The following is a 14,966-nucleotide window of genomic DNA, read 5'->3' as shown; positions in this document are numbered from 1 at the left end:
AAATAAGCCCTTATGAGCTTATTTCACTTTATCATTTTTTTCGAATCTTCTTCCCTCTCCATAACTGCCCTTGCGAAGGGGCATGCCGGGACGATCCTCTTATCTTCTTCCTTGGCATACTCGACCACCATATTAACCAGCGCACTGCCGATGCCCTGACCGCTCAACTGATTGGCGACCTGGGTACTGTCGATGATGAAATCTCCGTCCTCGTCGACTACATAGGAAACAAATGCTTCCGGATTCAGTTCATCTTCTCCGACAAAGAACATGTTTTCACCTTTTTTAATATCCACATTCATATCTACACCTCCTGCTCATTTATCATATTCTCTAATCCCGCCTGTTTGAAACATGAAAAATGACACACAATGCTGTGTGTCATCATATCATTTACGGGTACGAGATCTTGGTTTCCCCAATATTTCGTTGAAGACGACGCCATTCACAATGGCTTTGTTATCAAATGTGAGGTCCTTGGATGAAAATGAAGTTCTCTGTTTCTTTCCTTTTTCATGTATCGAAGTCCGGTCGTCACCATATGAATAACGCACCTCATCGGTGATTTCGCCACCCACGCCTCCGATTGCGCCCACAGGCTCAGCTTTGGTTTCCACAGCACCGGTGCGGACTCTTTCTCTTGCCCGTTCCGCTCTTTCGCTCTGTTTTCTCTCAACGGGTTTTCTGTCCCGGTTGACCTCAGCGCGCGAGCGCTCCCGCATTGAGGCTTCTTTCTTCTCCCGCTGGCGATCAGCTTCAAACTTCCGCCGTTCTTCATCAACGCGGCGTCTGACATCTTCACGGGTCGGTCTTGCGGGCCCTTCCCGACCGGTCTCGGCAGGACCGCCTGCGGTATCTCCTGCAGTGCGCCCCATGGCTTTTTCATATTCACTTTGGAACTCGCGCTTCATCTCGTCGAACATGCCGCGCGGACCCTGTTCCCGCCTTCCCGCCTCCGGCTGCCGGGGTCTCGGGGCCGAGCGTCCCGGCCTTTCCATTTTATCCGGATCGATATCTCTTTTTTCTTCATTCTTATTCCCGCTGCTGGCTATAAGTGAATATATTACCCCGCCTGCAAATATTAACAGAGGCAGTAATACTTCCATGATATCACGCCCTATTCTTCATCTTTGGAACGAGACGGATCTGTCATCTTATTGATGGAATCCCTCATGTTTGTATCTGCTTCGACGTTTTTAAGATCATAATAATCGCTTACTCCGATATTGCCGTTTTCAAGCGCTACAGCAAAAGCGAGCGGCACTTTCGACTCCGCTTCCACAACTTTCGCCCTCATTTCCTGAACGCGGGCTTTCATCTCCTGCTCCTGCGCTACGGCCATCGCCCGGCGCTCTTCAGCTTTAGCCTGTGCAATGTTCTTATCGGCCACCGCCTGCTCTGTCTGGAGGTCGGCTCCGATGTTCTTGCCGATATCCACATCCGCAATGTCTATGGATAATATCTCAAACGCTGTACCTGAGTCCAGGCCCTTTGAAAGTACAGTCTGGGAAATACGGTCAGGGTTTTCCAATACGTCGGAATGCTTGTTCGAAGAACCGATTGTGGAGACGATACCCTCACCGACACGGGCGACGATCGTATCTTCACCGGCACCCCCGACGAGACGTTCAATGTTTGCACGTACAGTAATGCGCGCCTTTGCCTTAACTTCAATACCGTCCATTGCCACACCTGCAATGAATGGTGTCTCGATCACTTTCGGATTGACACTCATTTGAACCGCTTCCAACACGTCACGGCCTGCAAGGTCGATTGCCGCACAACGCTCGAATGTCAAGTTGATATCTGCACGCTGGGCTGCGATCAGTGCATCGACGACCCTGTCGACATTACCACCCGCAAGGAAGTGTGACTCCAGCTGATTGACGGTCAGCTTGATGCCTGCCTTGTCACCTTTGATCATCGGTTCAATGACACGTTTCGGCTTGACACGTCTGAGACGCATCCCAACCAGTGAGAAGATACCCACTTTGACTCCGGCGGAAATGGCTGAAATCCATAAGCCGACCGGGACAAATGACAGGATGAACGACAGGATGATGAATACTATAACGATCAGGAATATGACCGTTAATAATCCGCCACCTATAAACATAAGATCCATATAAAACTCTCCTTTAAATTAATCTATTCTTCAATCGGACGTACAACAACCCTCGAACTTTCAATGAGTATGACCTTCACTTCAGTGTCTGCAGGGATGTAAGACCCTTCCGCAACAGCATCAATCCGCTTCTCACCATACCGTATCGTCCCCGACGGCCTGAGCGGTGTTACAGTCTTCGCTGTGACCCCGAGAAGATCGGACCGGTCATCAAATGATGTATAGCCGGATTCGGCATCGGTCGCATCGCTTAAAATCAACCTGTTCAAAAATGGAATTTTTCTTTTCTTGGATTTGATAAGACCCACCACCATAAAAGATGCAATAATGATTATAATCAGCAGAAATATCGAATAAAGAATCATATTCCCACTGACCAGCACAATGCTCAGCAAAAGGAGAATTATGCCTATTATCCCTAAAAAGGTACCGATTACAAAAAACTCTACAATCACCAGGAAAGAGCCGAGGACAAACAATGCAAGCGCCCATAGGTTGTTTTCACCAGTCAAAAGGTGACCGGAGAAAAATAAGACCATGGCGGCGATTGAAAGCAGGCCATAAAAATTGAATCGTTCGGAGAAAAGCTGCATCACCAGTCCGATGATGAAAATAGCCAGCAGTATAAAGGCAATTACAGGCATGGTAATAACATCGCTGAATGTATGTACAATATTCATAACCAAAAATGTATCAATCCTTGCCATGCAAATCCCCTCCACCTTCATTATACATACTTACCATGCAAAAATAAATAAACTGTACTGACAAGATGTGAAAAAAAGACAGCACTATTAAATAATAGTACTGTCCGTGTATGATAAATTATCCGAGGGAGGATATTTTATCTGAATTTTCTTTTGCGTGCTGCTTCGGATTTTTTCTTGCGTTTCACGCTTGGTTTCTCATAATATTCTCTTTTACGGGCTTCTTGGATAGTGCCGTTTTTAGAGACATTACGCTTAAAACGACGCAGTGCATCTTCGATCGGTTCGTTCTTGTTAACAGATGTTTTAGTCATAAATTTCCCTCCCTCCGAATAACCAAAGGTTAATCTCACATAGCCTTTACTATGTACTCAAACATTATAATATAACAAAGTTTTTTGGTCAACTTAATTTTAATAGTCTGATTCCGACAATCCGCCTGACACGATTTCAATGCCGCTTGAAGCGCCTATGCGTGTCGCTCCGCCCTCTATCATCTTCAGGGCATCTTCAGCTGATCTGACTCCGCCGCTCGCCTTAACGCCCATTTCTTCGCCGACGGTCATGCGCATCAAAGCGACATCCTCCACTTTCGCGCCCTCCCCGTTGAATCCGGTGGAAGTCTTGACGAAATCGGCACCTGCTTTTTTGGCAAGATTGCTGGCACTGACGATTTCATCACCGTCAAGGAGCCCGCTCTCTATGATCACCTTGACCAGCGCATCCGTACCGGCTGCATCGCAGACCGCTTTGATGTCATTATAGACGAGGTCGTGATTGCCGGATTTGAGGGCGCCGATATTGATGACCATATCCACTTCATCGGCACCGTTCTGGATGGCGTTCATCGTTTCAAATGCCTTCACTTCGGATGTGGAGGCGCCGAGTGGGAAGCCGATGACGGTGCACACTTTGACATCGCTGTCCTCCAATATGTCGGAAGCGGTCTGGACCCATGCAGGATTGATGCATACGCTGAAGAATTCATGCTTCATCGCCTCCTGGCAGAGCTCGAATATCTCGTCCTGTGTCACCGCAGGTTTCAATAATGTATGGTCGATATACTTTGAAAGTTTCATGTTTTTGCCTCCAGTTTTTTTTTCAGATCCATTCCGGATTGGATTATTGGATCGTCCGTTCAATATAGGCATAGTTCTTGACCATGGGTTTCTCAAGCACTTTGACGACTTCCCCATGGCTCAGCGGATATCCTGCTTCGGTCACTTTGACTTTCACGAGCTCTCCTGTCAAAGATTCATCCGCATCGATGGCAATCTTCATATAGTTGTCAGCATGGCCGATCAATTTCCCGTCTTTGACCTCTTCCGGGATGATTTCAAGGACATCATCCTTGAAGCCTTCGGCATATTCGAGTGCGAGGCGGTCTGATAAGTCGATCAGCCTTCTGACCCTTTCGTTTTTGGTGTCATTATCGATCTGATCGGTCATCCTCGCAGCCGGGGTGCCGGTCCTGATTGAGTAAGGGAAGACATGAAGTTCGGAGAAATGATGCTTATTGATGAAATCATAAGTTTCCTGGAATTCTTCTTCCGTCTCCCCCGGAAATCCGACGATGACGTCACTCGTTATCGCCACATTCGGCATGATTTCCTTCAGTTTCACGATACGGGATTCAAAGAATTCCATCGTATACTTCCTTCTCATACGTTTCAGGACCGTATCACTGCCCGACTGTATCGGCACATGGAGGTGCCTTACGATCTTATTTGAATCCCTGATGACATCAATGACCTCATCGGTCAGCTGGCTCGCTTCGATGCTTGAGATCCTCAGGCGGTTCAGGCCGTCGACCTGTTCCAGGTCACGCAGAAGCTGGACCAGGTTGTAATCTTTCAGGTCTTCCCCGTAACCGCCGGTATGGATGCCCGTGAGGACGATCTCCTTGTACCCCTGATCCACAAGGTTCTGTGCCTGTTCAATGACTTTCAGCGGATCACGTGAGCGCATCAGCCCCCGCGCCCACGGGATGATGCAGAATGTACAGAAGTTGTTGCAGCCTTCCTGGATCTTCAGGGTCGCACGTGTGCGGTCCGTGAAATAAGGCACATCCATTTCTTCATATGTACGCTTCTTCATGATATTTTTGACGCCGTTGATCGGCTGGCGTTCGCGGTGGTATTGATTGACATACCCGAGCAGTTTATCCCGGTCCTCCGTGCCGATGATGATGTCCACACCCGCTATATCCATGATCTCCTTAGGGGAGGTCTGTGCATAGCAGCCCGTCACGGCGATGACCGCATCCGGATTATTACGGATGGCACGGCGGATGACCTGACGGCTTTTCTTATCCCCCGTGTTGGTCACAGTGCATGTATTGATTACATAGACATCGGCATTCTGTTCAAAATCTATACGTTCGTATCCGTCTTCTTTGAATATCTGCCACATCGCCTCTGTCTCATAATGGTTGACCTTGCAGCCAAGCGTGTGGAAAGCAATTGTTTTTTCATTCATAACCATCAAATCTTTCTTTAATAAAGTATTATGATAACTTTACATATAATAGCATAATATAAAAAGTCATTCAATTACGCGTCATTCCACGATACTGCTTACGGCGGCAAGGAAATAAAGCGGCGCCGTCTCGGCACGGAGTATCCTCGGCCCGAGTGAGAGGGGCACAAAAGAGGTATCCGCCCCAACTTCCTGCTCTGTGAGTCCGCCTTCCGGGCCGAATATGAAAGCGATCTTCCTGCCCGGGCGTATACTCTCAAGATTTGAAAAAGACTTTGCCTTCTGGCCTGCATAACCTTCGAATGCAATGATGACAGAATCATAATCATTGAAGTCCATGGCGTGGAGCTTCCCTTCGAAGCGTATATCGGGGATGGTGAAACGCCTGCTCTGCTCACTCGCTTCCCTGACCACTTTTTGAAAGCGCGCGAGACGCTTCTCCCTTTTTTTCGCATCCAGCTTCACGATACTTCTGTCAGCTTCGTAAATGATGAATGCCGAGGCGCCGAGTTCAGTCGATTTCTGAAGCATCCACTCGAATTTCTCACCCTTCAGCAACGGGCACACCACTGTGATTTCAACAGGCGGTTCAGTACTCGGCTCCAGTCCCCCTTCGGTCATGTAAGAGACTTTCCTGCCGTCCACCCCGATGATCTTACATAAGTAGCCGGCCTTTTTGCCGTCCACCATTTCAAACATGTCATCAACACGAAAACGCATCACATTGAGCATATGATGCGTATCTTCATTCTCTATTTCATATTGTTCATTCAGGTTCAATTTTTCGGATGTAAAATATCTCTGCATGGCAAATCATACCTTTTCAGCTAAAATACTTACCCAGCCGTCTTCTTCAAGGATTTCCACAATGCGGAATCCGGCACGTGTCATTTTCCCTGTAATCTCATCGCGTTTTTCAGAGATGATTCCGGAGGCGATGAAATATCCATCTTCATTCAATTTCTCATACGCATCTTCAACCATATCTTCAATGATGTGTGCAAGGATGTTGGCGATGACGATATCGTAACTGCCGTCTTCCTCTTTAAGCAGATCGGCAGTTTCCAGCCGTATCGCCTGCTCGCAGTCATTGATGACAAAATTCTCATATGCGACTTTTATGGATAACTCATCAATATCGGTCGCTTTCACGGATGATGCCCCCATCATATGGGAGGCGATCGATAAGATTCCCGATCCCGTGCCGACATCAATGACCGAGCTTCCGGGTTTCACCGTCTTTTCTATAAACTTGAGGCACATGCTGGTCGTCGGGTGATCCCCCGTGCCGAAGGCCATCCCGGGATCGAGCTTGATGAGCCGGTCCCTCTCCCGGTACTCGTATTCATCCATTTCCCATGAAGGCACGATCACAAATGTCTCGGAAACCCTGAAACTGTGGAAATGCTTCTTCCATTCGTTTTCCCAATCGGACTCTTCAATGACCTTATGTGAAATATCGATCTCTTCTTTGGACGCGAGGTCCGCCTCCGAGATGAAAGTTTCAATCTTCCCGATCATGGTTTCAACGTCCTGGGTTTCATCGAAATAGACCAGTATCCTGATATCGGAGTCCGGATAATCCTTTGGGTTCAGCTTGAATTTCTCATCGAAATTGGTGATCTTCTGCCTTAAGATATCAATGGAATGCTCGATTGATACACCTTTCGATAAAGTGTTCAGGTAAGCTGAAAGACTCTCTTCATTATCTTCCTTTGTATGAATTGCAACTTCATGCCATTTCATCTTTAATCTCCTTTAAAGAAGCGCTTGGTGCGGTCGAAGATGTTCTCCTGCTGCTCTTCGATCGTCTCCCCGCCTTCTTTCGCAAGTTCCCTGAAGAGTTCGACCTCTCTATTGGAAAGCTTCGTCGGGGTCACCACTTTGACAGTGATGAACTGGTCACCGTAACCGTAGCCGTGTACATTTTTGACGCCTTTCTCTTTAAGGCGGAAACGTTTGCCTGTCTGCGTACCCGCAGGTATCGTCAGCATGACTTCGGAACTGATCGTCGGCACTTTCACTTCGTCACCGAGTGCAGCCTGCGCGAATGAAATCGGCAGTTCATAGTGGATGTCATCCCCGTCACGTGTGAACCTTGAATCCGGCCTCACACGGAAGACGATGTAGAGGTCCCCCGCAGGCCCGCCGTTGATGCCCGGCTCACCTTTGCCGTGCAGTCGGATCTGCTGGCCGTTGTCCACGCCTTCAGGTACTGTAACTTCGATATCCACATCTTTAGTCACTGTACCTGCACCTTTACATTTGTTGCAAGGGTCCTTGATCTCCTGACCCGTACCCTGACATGTCGGACATGTACGTTCCGTCTGGATGCGTCCAAATGGTGTGTTCTGCTCGACAGCCACGCGTCCGGCGCCGCTGCACATGCTGCATGTGCTTTTAGATGTACCCGGCTTTGCGCCGTGGCCGTCACAGACATCACATGTGACTTCCTTTTTGATGGAAATGGTTTTGGTCACTCCGAATACGGCCTCTTCAAAATCGATGGTCATCGTATATTGGAGATCGTCACCCTTTCTCGGGGCATTCGGGTCCGCCTGGCGCCCGCCGCCGAAGAATGAGCTGAAAATATCTTCGAAACCGCCGAAGCCGCCTGCACCCTGGAAGCCGCCCCCGCCGCCAAACTGTGATTTCATGCCCTCATGGCCAAAGCGGTCATACTGGGCACGCTTATCTTCATCTGACAGGACTTCATAAGCCTCCGCGACTTCCTTGAACTTTTCGTCGGAACCTTCTTCCTGGTTGATGTCCGGGTGATACTTTTTTGATAATTTACGATACGCTTTTTTGATCTCATCCTTCGACGCATTTTTCTCGACGCCAAGGATGTCATAATAGTCTCTTTTAGCCATCCGAATCTCCCTCCAACTTCCAAATCATAACATTTAAAAAAGTCAAAGCCAAATGCATTGGCTTTGACTTTTAATCAATGATTATTTTTTATCTTTTTCGTCATCGACTTCTTTGAAATCAGCGTCAATCACATCGTCATCGCTTGATGTGCTGCTTTCGGTATTGCCGCCTTCTGCCTGCTGCTCCTGTGCCATCTGCTCATAAAGCTTCATGGACATGCCCTGCAGGATTTCTTCCAATGCAGACTTTTTGGCATTGATTTCATCCATGTCATTGCCTTCCAGGGCAGTTTTCAGTTCTTCTTTGGCATTCTCGGCTTTTTCCTTCTCATCTGCGTCAACCTTGTCGCCTAAGTCTTCAATAGTCTTATCAGTTGAGAAGATCAGCTGGTCTGCAGCGTTGCGCGTTTCAACTTCCTCGCGGCGCTTTTTATCCTCTTCAGCGTTCTCTTCGGCTTCTTTAACCATTCTGTCAATATCATCATCTGATAAGTTCGATGAGGACTGGATGGTGATCTTCTGTTCTTTTCCTGTTCCCTGATCTTTTGCTGTAACATTCACGATACCGTTCTTATCGATATCGAACGTCACTTCGATCTGAGGCACACCACGTGGTGCAGGTGGAATGTCAGTCAGCTGGAAACGGCCGAGTGTCTTGTTGTCGTTTGCCATCGGACGCTCACCCTGAAGCACATGGATGTCCACAGCCGGCTGGTTGTCTGCAGCTGTTGAGAACACTTCCGATTTGCTTGTCGGGATCGTCGTGTTTCTTTCGATGAGGGTCGTCATGACGTTGCCCATCGTCTCAATACCGAGTGATAAAGGCGTCACATCGAGAAGTACCACATCTTTTACATCTCCTGACAGCACACCGCCCTGGATCGCAGCACCCATGGCCACAACCTCATCAGGGTTCACACTGCGGTTCGGTTCTTTACCCAGTTCTTTTTTGATCGCTTCCTGTACAGCCGGGATTCTTGTGGAACCGCCGACAAGGATTACTTCATCGATCTCATCTTTGCTGAGTCCGGAATCTTTCACCGCTTGTCTTGTCGGGTCCATGGCACGTTTTACAAGATCATCTGACAGTTCTTCGAATTTTGCACGTGTCAGCGTCATTTCGAGGTGGAGTGGGCCCGCATCGCCTGCTGAGATGAACGGCAGTGAAATCTGTGTTGATGATACACCTGATAAATCTTTTTTCGCTTTCTCCGCTGCATCTTTCAGACGCTGCATCGCCATCTTGTCGTTTGACAGGTCGATGCCGTTTTCTTTTTTGAACGCATCCACAAGATGATCGATGATGACATCGTCAAAGTCGTCACCGCCGAGTCTGTTGTCGCCTGCAGTGGCAAGGACATCAAACACGCCGTCCCCGAGTTCAAGGATGGAAACGTCAAACGTTCCGCCGCCAAGGTCGAAAACAAGCACTTTCTGATCTTCGTCCTGCTTATCGAGACCGTAAGCGAGTGCTGCTGCAGTCGGCTCGTTGATGATCCTTTCGACTTCAAGACCGGCAATTCTGCCCGCATCCTTAGTCGCCTGGCGTTCGGAGTCATTGAAGTAGGCCGGAACTGTTATGACAGCCTTCTCCACTTTTTCGCCCAGGTAGCTTTCGGCAGTCTCCTTCAGGTTTTGAAGGATCATCGCAGAGATTTCCTGAGGTGTGTATTCTTTTCCGCCGACCTTCTCTTTATGGTCGGTGCCCATATGCCTTTTGATTGACATAACAGTGTCAGGGTTTGTGATCGCCTGACGCTTCGCGACTTCCCCGACTTGTCTTTCACCGTTTTTAAATGAAACGACTGAAGGAGTTGTACGGTTGCCTTCAGCGTTTTGAATCACTTTAGCTTCTCCGCCTTCAAGGACGGATACTACTGAGTTTGTTGTACCAAGGTCAATACCAATAACTTTACTCATAAGAAACAGCCTCCAAATATATTAATTATTTATCTTTCAGTAAAACTGCACCGGTCATTCGCTGACTTTAACCATGGAAGCGCGGATGACGCGGTCTTTCAGCTGGTAGCCTTTTTGGAATTCTTCAAGGACGATGCCGGATTCTTCCTCTGAAGGTTCCGTCATCACTGCCTGATGGAAATTCGGGTCGAATTCCTTGCCCTCCGCTTCAATGACAGTGATATCACGCTTGTTGAAGATGTTCAGAAATTCGTTATATACCATTTCGACACCTTTTTTCAGTGAAGCGAATGAATCATTGTCACCTTCGATCGCCATCGCCCGCTCGAGGTTATCCAGTACAGGGAGAAGATCTTCTGCGAACTTCTGATCTTTGTATTTATTGTTGAGATCGATTTCCTGTCTGTTGCGGCGCTTGAAATTCTCAAATTCCGCGTAGAGCTTCAAATACTTCTCTTCGTACTCCTGGGCTTCCTGCTTCAGGCGCTCCAGCTCCTGCTGATGTGAATCGGCTTCCTCTGCCGTTTCCTCTGAAACAGCACTGCTTTCCGGAACCGGTTCACTCTCGTCTTCTGCTGAATCCTGTTCATTATCGTTTTCCTGTTCCTCATCTGCCGGATCTTTTGAATGATCATCAAGGTCCTGTTTCTGCTCTTTTTCTTCCCCTGATGCATCTTCCTTCACTTCCTGCATCTGCTCTTTTTCTTCTTCCGTCAAATCATCTTTGACTTTTTGATTGTTGTCGTTGTCGAACAAATCATTCACTTCCTTTTGTGCTCTGATTATTAATCGCATGTAACAATTTTATGACTTTCTTATAGCCCATCATCTCAGGGCCTATAATCATAAGATTTCCATCAAAACCGGCTAACTTGAAGTTTGTTGTGATGATCGAGATTGAATGATAATCTTCAGGCAATTCATCACCAAGATATATATCCACTCCGTCACTGTCAGTGACATCGATGATGCTGTCCAGCTGCTTGGCCTCCAGGTCATCATACAAAGCCCGCAGGGTGTCTGTGTCTTCGCTGATCTGCTGGATCAGATGGTTGAATCCGGAGTAGCCGCTGAATTTCCTCGGCTGGTCGAGATCTTCCCTGATGTGATCGGCGACACTGTTCACTGTGTATTCAAGCGCAGTGTTCTTCAATGACGTCCGGAGCAGTTCCGAAAGGTCCTGCAACGGCGTATCCATGATGATCTGATTGAAATAGTTGGTGAGAATCTTCAATGTTTCAAGTGATACATTGTAATCCATTTTTACGGGTATTTCCTTGATATTACCCGAATCGAGAACTATGATTACAAGCAGTATGCCTTCATTCAATGGAGTGAAATAAATACCCTTGACTGTTTCATCTTTACCAGTAAATGATACGCCAGTCAAATAATTGGTCAGTGCACTGATTTTTTCAGCAGTGCTTTTTGATAAATCTTCAGGATTGTGATGACTTTTCAAATTAAGGTGAATCTGTTCCGACTGTGATTTCTCATCCAGCTTTTCGCTCAATTTCCCAATGTAGAACTTGAGTGCTTCTCTGGAAGGTATTCTGCCTGCCGATGTATGCGGTTTTGTCAAAAAGCCCATTGCTTCAAGCTTAACCATTTCGTTTCTAACCGTAGCACTGGAAATATCGAGTTGATATTTTTGAATAATCTGCTTCGAACTAACGGGAACCATGGCGGCCAGAAATTCATCCACAATTAAAAATAAGATGAGTTCTTGCCTTTTTGTAAGCATTGACTTCACCTCTTTAGCACTCTCTATCATCGAGTGCTAAATATAATTTATCAAATTGGTCAAAGTATGTCAATTGATTGTGCTCATTTTATGATGACTTTAAAAATGCAATGAACACTTCATTGCCGACCATCCTGCCGGAATCGGTCAAGGCGATATGACGGCCGTCGTCCTTGATCCATTTTTTATCTTTCAGGAAAGATAACTCATCTTTATAATATTCATCCATGCCGACACCGTATTTGTCCCTGAAACGTTTTTTGGAGACACCTTCGGTCATTCTGAGGCCGAGGAACATTTCCTCTTCGATCTTCTCGGTTTCAGAAAGCAGGATGGTTTCTTTGACGGCCGAATGATTCTCATTCATCGATTTGATATAGTGCGGGACAGGTTTGACATTATAGTAACGTTCATTATTGATGTAGCCGTGCGCCCCCGCGCCGACACCGTAATAATTGTCATTGCGCCAGTACGTCTTATTATGCTCTGATTCATACTTCCGTTCTGCGAAATTGGAGATTTCATACTGCGGATAACCGAGTGCCTGCAGCCCGTCCATCACATGGATGTATTTCTCCGCTTCCTTGTTGTCGTCGTCGATCTTCAGTCTGCCTTTTTTAATCTCATTATAGAAGACTGTATGCGGTTCTATGATCAGCGAATACCATGAAATATGCTTCGGCTTCAATTCCTCCACGTATTTGAGGCTTGTATCAATGTCATTGAAGGTCTCCCCCGGCAGGTTGTACATGAGGTCCATGGAATAATTTGAAAGCCCGATCTTCTCCAGATGATCGATGCTCCTGAAGATATCATTGAAGTCATGGCTTCTGTTCAGCACCTTCAATATATCGTCATTGAAGGACTGGACCCCGAGACTCACCCTGTTGACGCCGTAATTCTTCAACAGGTCCAGTTTCCCGGTCGTCACTTCGTCGGGATTCGCCTCAAAAGTATATTCTCCGGAAACCGTGAAATTTTCCGAGATGAATCCGAGCAGGCGCTCGAGCTGCGCCTCACTCAATGCTGTCGGAGTGCCTCCCCCCACATAAACCGTTTTGAAATCTTTATGTTCCAGTGTCTTCATTTCCATGATCAATGCGTCTATATAATCGTCAACCGGCTGGTTTTTGATGAGCACTTTCGTAAAGTCGCAATAAGTGCATATCCGGTTGCAGAATGGAATATGAATATACAAGCTTTTCATTTTTACACGTCCTAACAAAATTAAAAGCCACAAAATGTGGCTTCTTCAATCTTCATCCATTTTGAGCACCGACAGGAATGCCTCCTGCGGAATCTCCACAGAACCGACGGATTTCATCTTCTTTTTACCTTCTTTTTGCTTTTCAAGCAGCTTACGCTTACGGCTGATATCCCCGCCGTAACATTTGCTGAGTACGTTCTTGCCCATCGATTTGATATTTGTCCTTGAAATGATCTTCTGTCCGATCGCTGCCTGGACCGGCACTTCGAACTGCTGCCTCGGTATGAGCGTCTTCAGCTTATCAACGATATTTTTACCGCGTTCATATGCAAAATCCCGGTGGACGATGACGCTGAGGGCATCCACTTTTTCATTGTTCAATAAAATATCCATCTTGACGAGCTTGCTCTCGCGGTATCCTATGAGTTCATAATCGAAGGATGCATAGCCTTTCGTATTCGACTTCAGCATATCGAAGAAATCAAAGACGATCTCCGAAAGCGGTATTTCATAGATGATATTGACCCTGATGTCATCCAGATAGTCCATCGTGACGAAGTTGCCGCGCTTCTTCTGGCTGAGCTCCATCACCGCACCGACATAATCATTCGGGACCATGATCTGTGCTTTTACATAAGGTTCCTCGATCTTTTCGATCTTCTGGGGATCCGGCATCTGGGCAGGGTTGTCCACCTTCATGACAGAACCGTCCGTCATCGTGACTTCGTAGATGACCGATGGTGCGGTTGCAATGAGGTCGATGCCGAACTCACGCTCTATCCTCTCCTGTATGATCTCCATATGCAGAAGGCCCAGGAAACCTGTCCTGAAGCCGAAACCGAGCGCCTGTGACGTCTCAGGCTCGTACTGGAGGGAGGAATCGTTCAGCTCAAGCTTCTCGAAGGCTTCCCTCAAGTCGTTGTACTGGTTCGAATCTATCGGATACATTCCACAGAAGACCATCGGGTTCATCTTCTTATAGCCGGCGAGCGGCTCGGCTGCCGGATTGTCTGCGTGGGTGATGGTATCCCCCACCCGTGAATCCCCGACATTTTTGATTGAAGCGACGATATAACCCACATCGCCGACCGAGAGTTCCGAAACCGGCATCGGTTTCGGGGTGTTGATCCCGACTTCCGCAACCTCGAATGTTTTCCCCGTCGCCATCATCTTAATCTTATCCCCCGGCTTTACGACGCCCTCTTTGACCCGGATGGATGAGATGACCCCCCTGTACGGGTCGAACATCGAGTCGAATATCAGCGCCTTCAGAGGTGCCGTGACATCACCTTCCGGCGGCGGGACCATCTCGACGACCGCTTCCAAAATTTCTTCGATGCCGATATTCGACTTTGCGGACGCAAGGACCGCATCCTCCTTCGGAAGCCCGATGATATCTTCGACTTCCTGGGCGACACGCCCGGGATCTGCTGCCGGCAGATCAATCTTGTTGATGACAGGCAGCAGCTCAAGATCGTTGTCGAGCGCAAGATAGACGTTCGCGAGCGTCTGCGCCTCGATGCCCTGTGCAGCGTCCACGACAAGTATGGCACCTTCACAGGCTGCAAGGGAGCGTGATACTTCATAAGTGAAGTCCACGTGACCCGGGGTGTCGATCAGGTGGAAGATGTAATCTTCGCCGTCTTTTGCCGTGTACTTCAGCTGAACTGCATTCAGTTTGATGGTGATGCCCCGTTCACGTTCCAGATCCATTGAATCCAGCAGCTGTTCCTTCATATCGCGGCCTGCCACTGATTTTGTATTTTCCAGTATACGGTCAGCCAATGTGGACTTACCGTGATCTATATGGGCAATAATTGAAAAGTTCCTGATTTTCTCTTGTCTGGCCCTGCGTTCATTATCTGTCATTAGTACCCAACTTTCTGTTCAATCGAATGTCAATATTATATCA

15 protein-coding genes are annotated in these 14,966 nt (G+C 47.5%); all 15 read right to left on the bottom strand.

What is annotated here, in order from left to right; genetic code table 11:
* Positions 1 to 23: 23 nt before the first annotated feature.
* Positions 24 to 302 (bottom strand): GNAT family N-acetyltransferase, encoded by a 279-nt coding sequence (locus LPW40_RS02285; RefSeq protein ID WP_230820613.1) that lies wholly within the window; start codon positions 300 to 302, stop codon positions 24 to 26.
* Between the two features lie 87 nt (positions 303 to 389).
* A complete protein-coding gene (locus tag LPW40_RS02280) occupies positions 390 to 1,106 on the bottom strand; it encodes a hypothetical protein (protein WP_230820612.1) in 717 nt (238 codons plus the stop codon).
* An 11-nt stretch (positions 1,107 to 1,117) separates the two neighbouring features.
* Positions 1,118 to 2,125, bottom strand: a complete 1,008-nt coding sequence (floA, locus tag LPW40_RS02275) for a flotillin-like protein FloA (RefSeq protein ID WP_230820611.1) — start codon at positions 2,123 to 2,125, stop codon at positions 1,118 to 1,120.
* Positions 2,126 to 2,148: 23 nt separating this feature from the next.
* A complete protein-coding gene (locus LPW40_RS02270; RefSeq protein ID WP_230820610.1) occupies positions 2,149 to 2,832 on the bottom strand; it encodes an NfeD family protein in 684 nt (227 codons plus the stop codon).
* Between the two features lie 137 nt (positions 2,833 to 2,969).
* Positions 2,970 to 3,146 (bottom strand): 30S ribosomal protein S21, encoded by a 177-nt coding sequence (gene rpsU, locus LPW40_RS02265; protein WP_072707963.1) that lies wholly within the window; start codon positions 3,144 to 3,146, stop codon positions 2,970 to 2,972.
* A gap of 99 nt (positions 3,147 to 3,245) precedes the next feature.
* The gene (deoC, locus tag LPW40_RS02260; RefSeq protein ID WP_230820609.1) at positions 3,246 to 3,911 is read right to left on the bottom strand and encodes a deoxyribose-phosphate aldolase; all 666 of its coding nucleotides are present in this window, start codon (positions 3,909 to 3,911) and stop codon (positions 3,246 to 3,248) included.
* Positions 3,912 to 3,954: 43 nt separating this feature from the next.
* Entirely contained in the window at positions 3,955 to 5,310 is a 1,356-nt protein-coding gene (gene mtaB, locus LPW40_RS02255) for a tRNA (N(6)-L-threonylcarbamoyladenosine(37)-C(2))-methylthiotransferase MtaB (RefSeq protein WP_230820608.1), read from the bottom strand.
* A gap of 81 nt (positions 5,311 to 5,391) precedes the next feature.
* Positions 5,392 to 6,117, bottom strand: coding sequence for an RsmE family RNA methyltransferase (locus LPW40_RS02250; protein ID WP_230820607.1), 726 nt, complete (start codon positions 6,115 to 6,117; stop codon positions 5,392 to 5,394).
* A 6-nt stretch (positions 6,118 to 6,123) separates the two neighbouring features.
* Complete coding sequence (prmA, locus tag LPW40_RS02245; RefSeq protein ID WP_230820606.1) at positions 6,124 to 7,056, bottom strand: 50S ribosomal protein L11 methyltransferase; 933 nt, start codon at positions 7,054 to 7,056, stop codon at positions 6,124 to 6,126.
* 2 nt (positions 7,057 to 7,058) lie between these two features.
* Entirely contained in the window at positions 7,059 to 8,183 is a 1,125-nt protein-coding gene (dnaJ, locus tag LPW40_RS02240; RefSeq protein ID WP_230820605.1) for a molecular chaperone DnaJ, read from the bottom strand.
* 81 nt (positions 8,184 to 8,264) lie between these two features.
* Positions 8,265 to 10,103 (bottom strand): molecular chaperone DnaK, encoded by a 1,839-nt coding sequence (dnaK, locus tag LPW40_RS02235; RefSeq protein WP_230820604.1) that lies wholly within the window; start codon positions 10,101 to 10,103, stop codon positions 8,265 to 8,267.
* Between the two features lie 54 nt (positions 10,104 to 10,157).
* A complete protein-coding gene (gene grpE, locus LPW40_RS02230; RefSeq protein WP_230820603.1) occupies positions 10,158 to 10,898 on the bottom strand; it encodes a nucleotide exchange factor GrpE in 741 nt (246 codons plus the stop codon).
* Positions 10,861 to 11,847 carry a heat-inducible transcriptional repressor HrcA gene (gene hrcA / locus LPW40_RS02225; RefSeq protein WP_413775980.1) on the bottom strand — a complete coding sequence of 329 codons (987 nt, stop codon included), beginning with the start codon at positions 11,845 to 11,847 and terminating at the stop codon, positions 10,861 to 10,863. Before hrcA ends, grpE begins: the two co-directional genes overlap by 38 nt.
* 88 nt (positions 11,848 to 11,935) lie before the next feature.
* Entirely contained in the window at positions 11,936 to 13,054 is a 1,119-nt protein-coding gene (gene hemW, locus LPW40_RS02220; protein ID WP_230820602.1) for a radical SAM family heme chaperone HemW, read from the bottom strand.
* Between the two features lie 45 nt (positions 13,055 to 13,099).
* Complete coding sequence (lepA, locus tag LPW40_RS02215; protein ID WP_230820601.1) at positions 13,100 to 14,923, bottom strand: translation elongation factor 4; 1,824 nt, start codon at positions 14,921 to 14,923, stop codon at positions 13,100 to 13,102.
* Positions 14,924 to 14,966: the final 43 nt, after the last annotated feature.

The sequence above is a fragment of the Salinicoccus halitifaciens genome, assembly GCF_021026095.1.
Classification (GTDB): Bacteria; Bacillota; Bacilli; order Staphylococcales; family Salinicoccaceae; genus Lacicoccus; species Lacicoccus halitifaciens.
The sequence above is the reverse complement of the archived record's forward strand: the minus strand, read 5'-3'. Positions and strand labels throughout refer to the sequence as shown.

Coding starts and splice junctions, on each gene's coding strand:
- LPW40_RS02285 (WP_230820613.1), bottom strand. CDS start 302: ATGAATGTGGATATTAAAAAAGGTGAAAACATGTTCTTTGTCGGAGAA.
- LPW40_RS02280 (WP_230820612.1), bottom strand. CDS start 1,106: ATGGAAGTATTACTGCCTCTGTTAATATTTGCAGGCGGGGTAATATAT.
- floA (WP_230820611.1), bottom strand. CDS start 2,125: ATGGATCTTATGTTTATAGGTGGCGGATTATTAACGGTCATATTCCTG.
- LPW40_RS02270 (WP_230820610.1), bottom strand. CDS start 2,832: ATGGCAAGGATTGATACATTTTTGGTTATGAATATTGTACATACATTC.
- rpsU (WP_072707963.1), bottom strand. CDS start 3,146: ATGACTAAAACATCTGTTAACAAGAACGAACCGATCGAAGATGCACTG.
- deoC (WP_230820609.1), bottom strand. CDS start 3,911: ATGAAACTTTCAAAGTATATCGACCATACATTATTGAAACCTGCGGTG.
- mtaB (WP_230820608.1), bottom strand. CDS start 5,310: ATGAATGAAAAAACAATTGCTTTCCACACGCTTGGCTGCAAGGTCAAC.
- LPW40_RS02250 (WP_230820607.1), bottom strand. CDS start 6,117: ATGCAGAGATATTTTACATCCGAAAAATTGAACCTGAATGAACAATAT.
- prmA (WP_230820606.1), bottom strand. CDS start 7,056: ATGAAATGGCATGAAGTTGCAATTCATACAAAGGAAGATAATGAAGAG.
- dnaJ (WP_230820605.1), bottom strand. CDS start 8,183: ATGGCTAAAAGAGACTATTATGACATCCTTGGCGTCGAGAAAAATGCG.
- dnaK (WP_230820604.1), bottom strand. CDS start 10,103: ATGAGTAAAGTTATTGGTATTGACCTTGGTACAACAAACTCAGTAGTA.
- grpE (WP_230820603.1), bottom strand. CDS start 10,898: ATGCGATTAATAATCAGAGCACAAAAGGAAGTGAATGATTTGTTCGAC.
- hrcA (WP_413775980.1), bottom strand. CDS start 11,847: ATGCTTACAAAAAGGCAAGAACTCATCTTATTTTTAATTGTGGATGAA.
- hemW (WP_230820602.1), bottom strand. CDS start 13,054: ATGAAAAGCTTGTATATTCATATTCCATTCTGCAACCGGATATGCACT.
- lepA (WP_230820601.1), bottom strand. CDS start 14,923: ATGACAGATAATGAACGCAGGGCCAGACAAGAGAAAATCAGGAACTTT.